Raw genomic sequence first — 14,177 nt, 5'->3', positions numbered from 1 at the left:
CTAGCTTTCCTCGGCCTGATCGGGCTTGGCACCGGGCTTGGGCTCCTCACGCCGCCCGCCCAGCCATCTGCGCGCCGATACGAAGAACAGCGGCGTGAAGAAGATGCCAAGCACCGTCGCCGTGAGCATGCTTCCCATCACGCCGGTCCCCACGGCACGGCGGCTGGCCGCGCCGGCGCCCACGGCGATAGCCAGCGGCAACATGCCGATCACGAATGTCAGGCTGGTCATCAGGATCGGCCTCAGTCGTTGCCGCGCGGCGAGGCTGACCGCCTCGCTCGCCGTCTTTCCTTGCGACTCTTCGTCGAGCGCAAACTGCACGATCAGGATCGCGTTCTTCGCCGCCAACCCGATAATCGCCACGAGGCCGACGTTGAAATAGACATCCGCCATCATGCCGCGCGCAAGGGTGAAGAGCACCGCCCCCAGGACACCCAGCGGAACGACCATGAGCACCGCCAGCGGAATGGACCAGCTCTCGTACAGCGCCGACAGCAGCAGGAAGACGACGATCAGCGAAAGCCCAAGCAAGGCGCCGATCTGGCCGCTGGCCTGACGTTCCTCGAAGGCAGTGCCGGTCCATTCATAGCCATAGCCGGGCGGCAGCACCTCCCGGGCGATCCGCTCCATCTCGTTCAAAGCGGCACCGCTGGAATGCCCGGGGGCCGGCTGGCCGGAAATCGCCACCGCCGGGAACCCGTTGTAGCGTTCAAGCTGCGCCGGACCGGCAGTCCAGTGCATGGTGCTGAACGCGCTGAACGGCACCATTTCGCCCCGGTCGTTGCGGACCCGCAGGGCGGCGATGTCGCTGGGCTCCATCCGCTGCGAAGCCTCCCCCTGCACGATCACTCGCAGAACCGTGCCGTCATGCATGAAATCGTTCGCATAGGCGGAGCCGAACGTGACACTCAGGGCCTGATTGATCTGGCCGATCTGCAAACCCAGCGCCCGCGCCTTGACGCGATCCAGGTCAAGATAGAGCTGGGGCCGCGAAGGCTGGGTTTCGAACCGGACCCCGGCCAGTATCGGGCTCTTGGCCGCCTCGGCAATGATCGCATGCGCACGGCTAGCAAGATTGTCGCCAGTGCCGATGCGATCCTGAACCCGCATGGAAAAGCCGGTGGCATTACCCAGCGCCGAGATCGGCGGCGGTTCGAAAGCGAACATCGTTGCTTCGGGAATGGTGAAGAATGCCTGGTTCGCGCGCGCCGCAAGGGCGCCGGCGGAATTGTCCGCGCCGGGGCGCTCTTCCCACGGCTTCAGGTCCACGAAGGACATCGCCGCGCCCTCTCCCTGTCCGAACAGGCTGAAACCGTAGATCGAAACGACGTTGCGCACCTGGGGCTGCTTGAGAAGGAAGCCTTCGGCCTGCCGCACGGCACCTTCTGTGCGCGCCATCGTGGCGCCCGGCGCGGCGTTGTAGCCGATCATGATCGAGCCCTGGTCCTCCGTCGGCAGGAAGCCGCCCGGCAACCGCGCGAACAGCAGCCATGTCACAAGGCAGATCCCGAGGAACACGACAAACCAGCGCACCGGCGAGCGGAGCATGGTCTCCACCGCGCCGACATAACGCCCGGTGGTGTTTTCGAGACCGCGGTTGAAGCGATCGAAGAACCGTGCAGGCAGGCTCCGCGGCCTATCGTCCACTTCCGTCTTCTCCGGCGGTGGTCGCAGAATACTGCCGCACAGCGCTGGTGCGAGCGTCAGCGAAAGCACTGTCGAAACGATCATCGAGATGGTGAGGGTGACCGAAAACTGGCGATAGACACCGCCGCTCGCCCCCGGAAAGAACGCCATCGGGATGAACACCGCCACCAGCACCAGTGTAGTCGCGATGATTGCCCCGGTAATCTGCCCCATCGCCTTGGCCGTCGCCTCGCGCGGGTCGAGGCCCTCCTCGCGCATGATGCGTTCGACATTCTCGACGATGACGATGGCGTCGTCATTCAGGATGCCGATCGCCACCACCATCGCGAACAGCGAGAGCAAGTTGAGCGACATCCCGAACAGCAGCAGGCCGAGGCACGTGCCCACCAGCGCAATCGGCACGATCAGCGTGGGCACCACGATCGCACGCCAACGCTGGAGAAACAGGTAGACGAAGGCCGAGACCAGCAGCAGCGTCTCGATCATCGTGCGCATCACGTTGTTCACGGAGCGGACGATGAACGGCGTGGAATCGAACGGCGTCTCCCACACGATATCCGGAGGGAAGCTGCGCTCCAGCTCATCCAGGCGCGCCCGCACGCCGGACGCCGTCGACAGCGCGCTGGCGCCCGAGGCGAGCTGCACGCCGATCCCGACCATTTCCTGCCCGTTCAGCGTGGCATGCATGGCATAGCTGTCCTCGCCCAGTTCCACGCGGGCGACGTCGCCGAGGCGAACGGTCGAACCGTCGGGATTGGACGCGACGATGATTTCCCGGAACTGCTGAGGCGTGGAAAAGCGGCTCTGGGTGATGATCTGGACATTGAGATCCGCCGTCGATGCGGTTGGCCGCGCGCCCAAGGTGCCGGCGGCCGTCTGGCTGTTCTGCTCGCGCACCGCCTGCAGGACTTCCGCCGGGGTCAGCCCGTATCCGGCGAGCTTATCACGGTCGAGCCAGATGCGCATGGCATAGGCCGAACCGAACAACTGCACATCGCCGACGCCGGGAACGCGGCGCAGTTCCTCGACAATGTTGTTGCTTGCATAGTTCCCCAATTGGGCCCGCGACGTTACCCCGGACTTCGACCGCAGCGCGACCATCATCAGAAATCCGGACGAGGACGAAGTGACCCGCACACCAGCGCGGCGAACGTCCTCGGGAAGGCGTGAATCCACCCGCGCCAGACGGTCCTGAACCTGCGAAACTGCCACGTCGAGCGAGGTGCCCGGCTGGAAGGTCACGGTGACCTGCGCGGTGCCGTTGGAGCGGCTGGTCGAGGACATGTAGAGGAAATTGTCGACCGCATTCATCTCGCGCTCGATGACCGAGGTCACTGTCCGGTCAAGCGTGACCGCATCGGCGCCGGGCAAGGCGGTGGAGATGCTGACCGAAGGGGGCGCGATGTTCGGAAACATCTCGATCGGCAGATTGGCGATGGCAATCCCGCCGAACAGCAGGGCGAAAATGGCGATCACCCAGGCGAAGACCGGGTGATAGACGAAGAAGCGGTTCATCCCTCGCTGCTTGCCTGTTGCGCCGGCTGCTGGGCCGGTTTGAAGGGCTGTGGCGCAACCTTCTGGTCCGGCACGACGGTCTGCCACCCTTCCACCACGATCCGTTCGCCGGCCTTCAATCCCGAACGGACGATCCACATTCCGTCATGCGATTCACCGAGCGTGACGAGCCGGCGCTCAGCCACATTGTCTGCGCCGACAACGATCACGCTGGTGTCTCCGGCGCCGATCATGACCGCGCGTTCGGGCACGGAGAGCACATTCACGAACGTTCCCGCCTGCAGGACGCCGCGCACGAACTGGCCGGGCAGAAGGTCCCGGTGCGGGTTGGGAAATACCGCCCGCAACGCCTGGCTTCCGGTGCCCGGCTGTACGACCAGACCCGCGTAATCGAGGTGGCCGACGACGCCGTAGTCCTGCCCATTCTCCGTAGTCAGGCGGACTTCGATGTTGCGCAAGTCGGGGAGACGGACTTCGCCGGAACGCGTCATGCGCGCCAGATCGAGCAGATCGGAACTGGACTTCGTGAATACGACATAGACTTGGGAGAGTTGATCGACCTGCGTCATCAACGTACCCGCTCCGGCACTGACGAGGGCGCCCTCGCTCACTTCCGCGCGACCTACCCGGCCGGCGATCGGGGCGCGCACTGTCGCATAGCTGGCCGCGAGCTTCGAACGGTCAAGCGCTGCGCGCGCGTCTTGAACGCCCGCTTCGGCCTGCCTCAGATTGTTCCGCGCGCTTTCATATTCCAGTTCACTGATTGCCTGCCGTCCGATCAGAGAGGAAAATCGCTTTACGACTTGCGCCGCGTCCGATCGGGCAGCGAGCGCGCGCGTCAATCCCGCGTTGGCCTGTCTCAATTGAGCCTGCACATCGCCGGGATCGATCTGGAACAGCGCGGTGCCGGCCGCGACATCCGAGCCTTCCTGATAGAGCCGCCGCAGGACGATGCCATCGACGCGGGCGCGGACCTGCGCCGATCGAACGGCTTCCACCCGGCCCGGCAATTCGATGGCATTCGCAGCCGACGATCGACCGACCGTCAGAACCTTGACCGGTGTTGGCGGCGGGCTGGGAGCCGTTTCGTTGGAACACGCCTGAGTAAGAATAATACAGGCCATCGCTGCCAGACGGCCGGCATTTTTCAGATTAGAGAACGATGTATACTTCTGGCGCACGAGAGCTTTCCTTAACAAAGCCTCAACACGGTCTAGTATATCGTGCAATTAAATCTCAGGCGGCCCTCTCGCCGTCTCCTTGGACACCCATTCCCGGAATCGGATTGGCCGCCGTGGCAGCAAGCATGGTCAGCGCAATTCTCTGGGGAGATCACCTGCAGACGGAGACGACATAAAAACCTCCCCATGACGTTCGGACTGAGGCTTCGCCGGTATGACGAAGGTCCTTCATCCCTGCCCGAGGCTGTCGTTGAAAAAGCCGCTGCGAGCAGGAAAATTCCCGAAAATCGGATATGTTAGCCGAATCGAACGATAGTCCTTTGTCTCATAGCGCAGAGATCGAGGCAATACGTTGCCGATTTCAGCCCATGCCGGGGCATAAAATTGAAGTTGCTCGACAAACGAGTACAGATTGTTTCATCGCCATTAAAGACCCGGCCTGGCCCGCGTATCCGCGGTAATTAGACGGGCCTATCGGCCGACCGGCGATAGATCCGACCTCCGGTACTTTGTCAGAATTTGGAATCGGCACGCCAAGCACCGGGCAACCGTTTCCGGCTGCCCGCGGCGCTTGTGTCACCTACCCGTTAAAGGCTCTGGTTATCGTGCCGAGGCAAGTTGAACCGGAGCGGCGCCCGAAGCCTCTGCCGTGCGCGATTCGATCTTGGTGCGGATGTCCGCAATCACCGCCGTCCGGCACTCACGCGCCTTCTCCTCGGCAGCGAGATGGATGTTCGCCAGTCGATCACCGCAGACCGCGCGGGCGGCCTGATCCATGCGGATGGCCAGTCGCTGCTGGCCGTCGACCGTGGCAAGGTCGAGCCCCTTGAGCTGCAAGACAGCGCTATCCTGGGCGAAAGGATTTTGCGCGGGGGCCGCAGAAGCGGCCGTGGCGAAAGCGAAAGAGGCCAAGACCATTACACCGATCTTCATCATCTTCTCCTGAACACATATCGACGATCGCTCTCCGGCGACCTCGCTTTCATAGCGTTCAGCAGGGAAACTGACAATGAACCGTTGGATTATCTACTGACGGGCCTCAAATCGGGACTATGGGCTGCCGATAACCAGCGATGCAAGGTCCGTGGAATGACCCAGCAATCCAATCGGGAGATCGACGCGCGCGCTCGCAACTTCGGTTTCGCCGACCGTGACGTCGATCGCCCGGGCCATCGGCAGGGACCATTCCCGAACGGTCTCAACCGGCAGGCGAACTCTCCAGGCTTTTTGCCCTTGGACAGGGACCTCGTGCCCGTTGATGCGAACCGTGGATGCCGGGTCGGCCCGATGGCCGGAAATGAGCAGACAACTTGCTCCGCCGCACGAGACCAGTCGCGTTTCAGCCTGCGGCGCGGCCATAGCGCAAGGCGCGAAGCTCGCGGTCCAGACCGCTGCGCTCAGCGCTATCGCCCGCGTGCCGAGATAGTATCGGCTCTTCAATGTGTTGAAAGGCCATCGAGCTTGCCCGCACCCTGTTCGGCACTGGGCGAAACACGCCGGCTCGGTGCACCGCCAACGGCCTGAGCCCGCGCTTCAACGCTTTCGAGGATCGCCCTGAACAGCTTTACGCCAATGGCCGCCACGCCGGATTTGCGCGCTGGCTGGAAGTTTGTTTTCGGCCCCATTCAAAACCCTCACCTTGCCCGATCTGAAACTGGGCTTGGACAGGTGATGAAGGCAGAGGCAAATTTTCGATGAAAGGCATAGATTGGGACTATGACCTGTGCAGCGCACGGATGCGCCGGAACACCTCATCAATGAAAAGCTGCGTGGCCGTGTCGCGCGCGGGTTCGGACCGGGCCAAAAGGAAGATGTCGTAAGAGGGCTCGAATTCCGCGGGGAGCAGCGGCCACAGCAGGCCTCTCTCCACTTCGGCCTGGACCGCATGCACGGGCAGAAACCCGATGCCGACGCCGTTGACGACGAGACGGCGGGCTTCGCCGGTGTCCTCCACCAGTCCCGTCACTTTGCCGCCCAGCCTATAGCGGCGACGAAGCTGGGTGATGGCTTCGATCTCCTGCTCACCCGTAAGCACGAAGCCTTCGCCAATCAGTTCCTTCAACTGCGTTACGCGATAGCCGAAAAGCGGATGGCTGCGCGCGCAGTAGAGTTGCTGCCGCTCCACGAACAGCGGCTCGTAGACAAGGCTGCCGCGAACGCCGCCGTCGTAGCCGACCCCCACTTCCACTTCGCCGCGCTCCAACGCATCCAGCACCTGACGCCATGGCGAGACGCGGATCTCGATATGAATGTCGGGATTGCGGCGGTGAAAACTGGCGATGGCCTCGTCGAATTCACGGGAAACGACGCCCGGGACCATCTGGATGCGGACGATGCCTTCAACCCGCCGCGTCGCCTGCGCGATCTGGTGCGGCATCAGGCGGGCGGATTCCAGCATGTCCTCGCACAGCGCCATCATCGCCTTGCCGGCGCTCGTCATCTCGACGCCCGTCGCGGAGCGATGCAGCAGCGTTGCGCCGACCTGATCTTCCAGCCGCTTGAGCGCCGCGCTGATGCTCGGTTGCTGTTTGTTGAGCTGCCTTGCCGCCGCCCCGATGCCCCCGGCGCGGACGATATCGACGAATGTCCGGAGCAGGTTCCAATCGACACGCTTCGCGAACTTCTCGTCGATCAACGGCGTTCGTTCGCTCATCTGCTTGCGTGTCCCCATCAAGGCAAAACCCGAGCCCGCAGTAGCCCGACATCGCTCTAAAAGCATAGACGCGATTTATGCGCAAAGCGAAATTACTGGCATTCCCACTATGCCCTTCGCATCATCCCACGCCCGAACGTCCGATCCGTTTCCACGGATCGGACGTTTAAGCTTTTTATATCAGTATATTCCGTAAGCAATCAGCTCCCGGCGTCGCTTTTCCCCTTCAGCGCGGACTTCGGCCACCATGTCAGGGTGTGCTCGTCATGTGCGGTCGTCCAAAGGCCGTGGTGCGTATAGCGTAGCGCACCGCTTCCCGCCGCCTTGCCCATGCGCTTATCGACGCCCATCGTCTTGGGATCGATTACCACAAAGACCTGATCGTCTGTTGTGCGCAGCCAGACTTTGCCGCTGCCGGTGTCGATATCGCCCCATTTCAGGTTCTCGCCCACCTTGATCCGTCCGGAGAGTTCGCCGGTGTGGGGATCGATACGGGCCACGGTGCCGTCCCCCTGTTCCTGCACCCAGACGCCGCCCGACCCGGCGGCAAGGAAGCCCGGCTCCTTCCCCAAAGGCGTCTTGCCGACCACGCTGTTCGTTTTGGGATCGATGCGTTGCAGCGATTGCTGCTCGGCACTGACCGCCCACAACGATCCAAACCCGAACGCCAGATACCACGTGCCCGGATCGACAGTAACCGAAGCCGTCACGCTATTGCTGGCAGGATCGACCCGCGCGATCTTGCCGCCCGCGTCACTCGCCACCCAGATCGACCCGGCGCCCGCAACGACATTGAGTTCGCCTTTGGGATTGGCAATGCCGGTGGCGATGGTTGCCGTGAGTTTCGCGGTGCGGATGTCGATCCGGTTGAGCGTGCCCTCCTTGCAATCGGCAACCCACAGGGAACCATCCGCGATAGCCATGGCGCCGCAAGGGTGGGCCATCGCGACCTCCGCGAGCTTACTTTCGCGAGACCAGCGTTCGACCCGGCCCTTGTTCGTGGCCCAGACGGTCTTCCCGTCAACCGCCAGGAAATCCGCGAAGCCCGGTACCGTGATGACCTGCTCTTGCTGAGCCTGAGCGGCAGTTGAGATGGTAGCCATGGCCCCGGCCGCAGCCAGAACCGTCAGTCCGAACGTGCGCATGTTTCCCCCTTTGATCTTGCCGATGCGAGTCAGGCTGCGCGCGCGATGAAAGCGCGCCATCCGCCGAGGCTGGTGATGTCCTCCGCCCCGGTCATGGCGCGCGGTTCGGCGACGAAGCCCTTCACGCTGCTGCCGTCAGCCAGCGTAACGGTGCCGATCGCCAGCGGTGCAGGCACTTCGACCACGAAGCTACCGAACTCGGCGACGCCCAGTTCGTAAACCTCGACGGCGATGGACGCCCCATCCTCGCTATGCACAAGCGCGGGCTTGGCGGGCACGCTGTCGGCCATGGCATAGAGCCGATACGTCGGCGCGGTTTCGAAGGCGCCGACGAACTTCGCATCGCGCGAGGTGAGCTGCCAGTGAAGCGGCATGTCCTTGAGATGGGCGCCAACGACGGCGAGTTTCACGGTCTGCATCTTTCCCTCCAGATCGAGTGATGGCGGCAGCGGGAGATCCGCAACCGAAAGGTAGGCGTCGGCCACGTCCAGCAGGGCGCGGTCGGTATCGGCGGGGCCGATCAGGGTAATCCCGAAGCCCGTGGCATTGGCGCGTATTCCGGCAGGCACCGCGAGCGCGGCCATGTCGAGCAGGTTCACGAAATTGGTGTAGAGGCCCAGATTGCTGTTGAGCGCCACGGGCGCCGCCAGCAGTTCGGAGACGCGGTAGGTGGTGCCGGTGGTCGGAAAGGCCAGCATGTCGATATCGGACCACAGCAGGTCGGCATGGCGCTTGATCTCGGCAAGGCGGTACATGCCGTTGAACAGTTCCACCGCGCTGACCTCAGCGCCGGGTTCGACGATGGTCCGGACGGTCGGGTCGATGGCGTCCGGGTTGTCCGCGAGCATATCTGCCACCGCCGCAGTGCGCTCCGCGACCCAGGGACCGCCGTAAAGCAGCTGTGCGGCCTCCAGCAGCGGCGCCAGATCGACTTCCACCAGTTCCCCCAACCGCGCCAGATTTTCGAGCGCGCGGTCATAGAGAAATTCGGACTCAGTATCGCCGAACCAGACCCGCTGGTCGCGGCGCGGCACGCCGATGCGCGCGGGCCGGAGCGGCTTGTCTGCCAACTGCTTGGAGTACGGATCGGCCGGATCGAAGCTTGCTACAACCTGATCGACCAGCCGCGCGTCGGCCGTGTCGTCGGTGAAGACGGTGATGCAGTCGAGCGTGCGGCACGCCGGGACGAGGCCATGCGTGCTCCATCGCCCTTTCGTGGGCTTGAACCCGATCAGGTGGTTGAAGGCGGCGGGAACGCGACCCGAGCCGGCAGTATCAGTGCCCAGCGCAAAAGCGACCAACCCGGCCGCCACCGCAACGGAGGAACCCGAGCTGGAACCGCCACTGACATAGGCGAGATTGGAGGCATTGCGGGGGATGCCGTAAGGGCTACGGGTACCGACCAGACCGGTGGCGAACTGGTCGAGATTGGTCTTGCCGATGCAAAGCGCGCCCGCCGCCGTCAGGCGCTCGATTACCGTGGCAGAGCTTTCCGGGCGGTAGGCGAAAGCCGGGCAGGCTGCCGTGGTATCGAAGCCTTCCACATCGATATTGTCCTTCACTGCGAAGGGAACACCTGCGAGCGGCAGCACTTCCCCGGCAGCGATGCGGGCATCGACAGCGCGGGCCTGCTCCAGAAGCTGCTCGCGGCTGGCGCGGCTGATCCATATCTGCGGCTGTACGGCATCATAGGCGGCGGCGCGCGCCAAGGTCTCTTCGGCCACCGCGACGGCGCTAATGCGCCCCGCATTGACGGCATCGGCGATGGCAGCCGCGCTGCGACGATCGGGCGCGGTCATGCGTGCTGCCTCAGGGCCAGCATCGGCGCGCCGGGCTGCAACGACTGCCCCTCGCGCATGTAGAGAGCCTCGATCGTGCCCCGGCCGGGGCTTTCAACAGGACATTCCATCTTCATAGCCTCAATCACCGCGATCTTGTCGCCCGCTTCCACCACGTCCCCTGCCGCCACGAGCAGCATCGAGACCACGCCGCCGTAAGGCGCTTCGACCAGGTTGGAGCCCACCGGGAGGTCGATCACCGCGCCCTCCGGCTCCTCGACCTCGCCGGAATCCGCAGCATGGTCGAACTCGCCAAGCCGCTGCCAATCCGCGCGTTCCTCGTCGAAAGCGGCCTTGCGCTTTTCCTCGAATTCCGAGATCGACTGCGCATTCTCGGCAAGGAAGGCCCGGTAATCCGCCAGCCTGAACTCGGACGGCTCGATCCGGAGCGAGCGGCGCCCGGCGGGGAATTCCCGGCGCCATTCGGTCAGTTCGTCCGCGCTCACCGGATAGAAACGGATCTGGTCGAAGAAGCGCAGCAGCCATGGCTTGCCTTCGGTGAAGGCGTCGGTCTGGCGATAGGTGTTCCAGACCTGAACCGTCCGGCCGAAGAGCTGGTAACCGCCCGGCCCTTCCATGCCGTAGATGCACATGTAGGCGCCGCCGATGCCCACGACATTGGGCGGCGTCCAGGTGCGCGCGGGGTTATACTTGGTCGTCACCAAACGGTGCCTGGGATCGACCGGAGTGGCCACGGGAGCGCCCAGATAGACGTCGCCCAGCCCCATCACGAGGTAGTTCGCCTCGAAGATCAGGTTCTCGACCGCATCACTGTCGGCAAGGCCGTTGATGCGGCGGATGAACTCGATGTTGTCCGGGCACCATGGCGCATCGGCGCGGACCGTGGCCATGTACTTCTCGATCGTCTCGATCGTTGCCGGATCGCGCCAGCTCAAGGGCAAGTGGACGATGCGCGAAGGGATCGTGAAGTCCTCGAGGTCGCCCAGCCGCTCCTCCGCCGCGATGAGCATGGCCAGCGCGGCCTGCTGGTCCAGCGCCTGCCCATCGAAGTGCAGCTGGAGTGAGCGGATGCCGGGAACGATATCGATGACGCCGGGCAGAGCCAGCCGCTCCAGCTCCGTCATCAGCGCATGCACCCGAATGCGCAGTTCGATGTCGAGGACGATCTGGCCGTATTCGACAAGGATGTTCCGGTCGCCCTGCTGGCGATAGACGGTGCGCGGACGCCCGGGGCCTTCTGCCACTTCGGCGAGGATGGGGGACAGCGTCTCCACCGGGCGGACCGGCGACGAGGCAGGCACCACGCCTGTCGCCACGAACGTGCGCTGCGAGGTATCCGCCTCCGTCGCATCGTCGATATTTACCGGCACGAAGCGCAGGCGGTCGCCTGGGGTGAGCTGTCCGATCTTCCAGCGATCGGCCGCGATCACCACGAAAGGACAGACGAAACCGCCCAGCGAGGGGCCATCGGGGCCAAGGATGATCGGCATGTCGCCGGTGAAGTCGACCGCGCCGATGGCATAGGGATTGTCGTGAATGTTGGAGGGGTGCAGACCCGCCTCGCCGCCGTCCGTACGAGCCCAGCGGGGCTTCGGACCGATCAGGCGAACGCCGGTGCGGTTGCTGTTGTGGTGCACCTTCCATTCCGCGCCGAGGAACGACTGGACGTCATCATCGGTGAAGAAATCGGGCGCACCATGCGGGCCGTAGAGCACGCGCAAGGTCCAGTCGGTCGAAATCTCCGGCAGGGCCACCATCGGCAGCGCCGCGTCGGTGCTTTCCCCGGCCAGATGCAAGGTATCGCCCGCCAGCAGCCTGCGCGCAGCATGGCCGCCGAACTGCCCGAGTTCGAACGTGCTGCGGCTGCCCAGATAGGGCGCCATGTCGAGCCCGCCGGCGAAGAGCACGTAACCGCGCATGCCGCCGGTCGAGGCCCGTCCAAGCGCCAGCGTCTGGCCTGCCTTCACATCCGTCGGAACGCCGCGCGGAACCGGCTCGCCGTCAAGCGTCGCGCCGAAGTCCGCACCGGTGATGCAGATCCGCGCCGGGGCTACGAAAGCAAGCGTGGGGCCGGTGACAGTGGCTTCCAGACCCGCCGTCCCTTCGGGATTGCCGAGCAACCGGTTGCCGAGGCGGAAAGACTGGTCGTCCATCGGCCCCGATGGCGGCACGCCGACAGCCCAGAGCTTCTGGCGTCCCGGCCAGTCCTGCACGGTCGTCGCGGTGCCGCCGCTGACCACGCGGATCGAGCGCGGCTCGTAGACGATGCCGTCAAGCACGCGGGTCGAGACTTCGCCGCTGACGAAAGCGGGCGAGCGCACGACATCGCGCAGCCAGCGCAAGTTGGTTTCGATGCCGTCCGCCCGGCTCCGGTCGAGCGCCGCCTGCGCGGCCTCGACTGCCTCGGCACGGGTCGGCGCGTGGACGATCAGCTTCGCCAGCATCGGATCGTACCATGCGCTGACCGTGCTACCCGCCGAACACCATGTCTCGACGCGAATGTCGGAGGGGAATTCCAGAGCGGTCAGCGTGCCCGAAGTGGGGCGGTAGTCGAGCGACGGGTCTTCCGCATAGAGGCGCATCTGCACCGAATGGCCTTGCGGGGTCGGCGGCTCACGGTCGAGGAATGTGTAGTCCCCCGCCCCCCCGCGCACCATCCATTCGACCAGATCGATACCCATCACCATTTCGGTGACGCCGTGCTCGACCTGAAGGCGCGTGTTCATCTCCAGGAAGAAGAACTCCTCCCGGTCAGCGTCGTAGAGATATTCGACCGTCCCGGCCGAACGATACCGCGCGGCCTCGCCCAGTCGCACGGCCGAGGCAATCAGCTCCGCCCGCACCCGTTCGGGCAGCAGCGGCGCGGGGGCTTCCTCGACCACTTTCTGGTTGCGGCGCTGGAGTGAACAATCGCGCTCGCCAAGAGCCATGACGCGGCCCTGGCCATCGCCGAACAACTGGACCTCGACATGGCGCGCGCGCCGGACGTAGCGTTCGAGGAAGACGCTGGCATCGCCGAAATTGCTCAGGCCCTGCCGCGCCACCGATGCGAAAGCATCGCGCAGTTCCGCCTCGTCTTCACAGACGCGCATGCCGATGCCGCCGCCGCCCGCCGTTGCTTTGAGGATCACCGGGAAACCGATTTCGCGTGCAGCGAGTACGGCATCCTTTTCGTCGGCAAGCAGCCCGGTACCGGGCGCCAGCGGCACGTCATGCGCCGCCGCAAGCGCGCGGGCGCTGTGCTTCAAGCCGAACGTGCGGATGTTCTGGACGGTGGGGCCGATGAAGACGATGCCCGCCTCCGCGCAGGCCTCCGCGAACTCGACGTTTTCGGCCAGGAAACCGTAGCCGGGATGGATGGCCCCTGCCCCGGTCTTGCGCGCGGCATCGAGGATCGCGGCGATGTTGAGATAGCTGTCGGAAGCTTTGGCCCCGCCGATGCAGACCGCCTCGTCGGCTTCGGATACGTGGTTGGAGCCTTCGTCTGCCTCGGAATAGACGGCGACGGACTTCAGGCCCATGCGTCGCAGCGTGCGGATGATGCGGGTGGCGATCGCGCCTCGGTTGGCGATCAGGACCGTGTCAAAGTTCATGCGGTGACAATCATCCGAACGGGGGTGGGGTTGAAGCCGTTGCAGGGGTTGTTGACCTGCGGGCAGTTCGAGACGACGACGACGACGTCCATTTCCGCTCGCAGGTCAACGGTCAGGCCCGGCGCGGATATTCCGTCGACGATGCCCAGCGACCCGTCCGGCTCGACCGGTACGTTCATGAAGAAGTTGATGTTGGACACGATGTCCCGCTTGCCCCGGCCCTCGGTGAGATTGGCTTCGAGGAAGTTCTCCACGCAGGCATGCTCGGCCTTGGTGTGATGGCCGTAGCGCAAGGTGTTGGATTCGCAGGAGCAGGCGCCGCCGATGGTATCGTGATATTCGACCGAGGTGGCGGCGATGGTCATCATCGTCCGGCCCTCGTTGGACAGCAGCCGGGTGCCTTCACGCAGGAACAGGTTGCCCTGTGCGGCAACGGTATCCTGCGCGCTGTAGCGTTCGGCATCGTCCTCAGCCGAATAGAGCAGGAAATCCACGGCCTGATTGCCTTCAAGGTCGACGATGCGAAGCGTCTGCCCGGCCGCAACGTGGTGCAGCCAAGGCGCCCGGGCGGGCACGATCACGTCGTGGATCACGGCGCCGGTGAGGCCGGACATGTGGGGATCGGCGTTCATTGTGGCCTGTCC

General features: G+C 64.4%; 8 protein-coding genes. All 8 read right to left on the bottom strand.

Annotation, left to right across the window (positions count from 1 at the left end; translation table 11 throughout):
* The 8 genes from EDF56_RS06955 to EDF56_RS06915 all read right to left on the bottom strand — a co-directional run bounded on the left by EDF56_RS06955 (nucleotide 1) and on the right by EDF56_RS06915 (nucleotide 14,165).
* Nucleotides 1-3,162 carry a multidrug efflux RND transporter permease subunit gene (locus EDF56_RS06955; RefSeq protein ID WP_132386019.1) on the bottom strand — a complete coding sequence of 1,054 codons (3,162 nt, stop codon included), beginning with the start codon at nucleotides 3,160-3,162 and terminating at the stop codon, nucleotides 1-3.
* The gene (locus EDF56_RS06950) at nucleotides 3,159-4,286 is read right to left on the bottom strand and encodes an efflux RND transporter periplasmic adaptor subunit (protein WP_165912117.1); all 1,128 of its coding nucleotides are present in this window, start codon (nucleotides 4,284-4,286) and stop codon (nucleotides 3,159-3,161) included. Before EDF56_RS06950 ends, EDF56_RS06955 begins: the two co-directional genes overlap by 4 nt.
* A 657-nt stretch (nucleotides 4,287-4,943) precedes the next feature.
* Entirely contained in the window at nucleotides 4,944-5,276 is a 333-nt protein-coding gene (locus EDF56_RS06945; protein ID WP_132386017.1) for a UrcA family protein, read from the bottom strand.
* A gap of 781 nt (nucleotides 5,277-6,057) precedes the next feature.
* Nucleotides 6,058-6,996 carry a LysR family transcriptional regulator gene (locus EDF56_RS06935; protein ID WP_132386015.1) on the bottom strand — a complete coding sequence of 313 codons (939 nt, stop codon included), beginning with the start codon at nucleotides 6,994-6,996 and terminating at the stop codon, nucleotides 6,058-6,060.
* 200 nt (nucleotides 6,997-7,196) lie between these two features.
* Nucleotides 7,197-8,141: a YncE family protein gene (locus EDF56_RS06930; protein WP_132386014.1), complete on the bottom strand. Its 945-nt coding sequence runs from the start codon at nucleotides 8,139-8,141 to the stop codon at nucleotides 7,197-7,199.
* 29 nt (nucleotides 8,142-8,170) lie between these two features.
* Nucleotides 8,171-9,940, bottom strand: a complete 1,770-nt coding sequence (atzF, locus tag EDF56_RS06925; RefSeq protein ID WP_132386013.1) for an allophanate hydrolase — start codon at nucleotides 9,938-9,940, stop codon at nucleotides 8,171-8,173.
* The gene (gene uca, locus EDF56_RS06920) at nucleotides 9,937-13,533 is read right to left on the bottom strand and encodes an urea carboxylase (protein ID WP_132386012.1); all 3,597 of its coding nucleotides are present in this window, start codon (nucleotides 13,531-13,533) and stop codon (nucleotides 9,937-9,939) included. The genes atzF and uca overlap by 4 nt, the downstream gene beginning before the upstream one ends.
* On the bottom strand, nucleotides 13,530-14,165 hold the full coding sequence (locus EDF56_RS06915; protein ID WP_132386011.1) for an urea amidolyase associated protein UAAP2: 636 nt from the start codon (nucleotides 14,163-14,165) through the stop codon (nucleotides 13,530-13,532). The genes uca and EDF56_RS06915 overlap by 4 nt, the downstream gene beginning before the upstream one ends.
* Nucleotides 14,166-14,177 lie beyond the last annotated feature (12 nt).

The organism is Novosphingobium sp. PhB165 (assembly GCF_004341845.1).
Taxonomy (GTDB): Bacteria; Pseudomonadota; Alphaproteobacteria; order Sphingomonadales; family Sphingomonadaceae; genus Novosphingobium.
This window is presented reverse-complemented; position numbering and strand designations above follow the sequence as displayed.

What these genes read in the sequence shown, in the direction of transcription:
- EDF56_RS06950 (WP_165912117.1), bottom strand. Translation starts at nt 4,286, where the DNA reads ATGGCCTGTATTATTCTTACTCAGGCGTGTTCCAACGAAACGGCTCCC.
- EDF56_RS06915 (WP_132386011.1), bottom strand. Translation starts at nt 14,165, where the DNA reads ATGAACGCCGATCCCCACATGTCCGGCCTCACCGGCGCCGTGATCCAC.
- EDF56_RS06945 (WP_132386017.1), bottom strand. Translation starts at nt 5,276, where the DNA reads ATGAAGATCGGTGTAATGGTCTTGGCCTCTTTCGCTTTCGCCACGGCC.
- EDF56_RS06935 (WP_132386015.1), bottom strand. Translation starts at nt 6,996, where the DNA reads ATGAGCGAACGAACGCCGTTGATCGACGAGAAGTTCGCGAAGCGTGTC.
- atzF (WP_132386013.1), bottom strand. Translation starts at nt 9,940, where the DNA reads ATGACCGCGCCCGATCGTCGCAGCGCGGCTGCCATCGCCGATGCCGTC.
- uca (WP_132386012.1), bottom strand. Translation starts at nt 13,533, where the DNA reads ATGAACTTTGACACGGTCCTGATCGCCAACCGAGGCGCGATCGCCACC.
- EDF56_RS06955 (WP_132386019.1), bottom strand. Translation starts at nt 3,162, where the DNA reads ATGAACCGCTTCTTCGTCTATCACCCGGTCTTCGCCTGGGTGATCGCC.
- EDF56_RS06930 (WP_132386014.1), bottom strand. Translation starts at nt 8,141, where the DNA reads ATGCGCACGTTCGGACTGACGGTTCTGGCTGCGGCCGGGGCCATGGCT.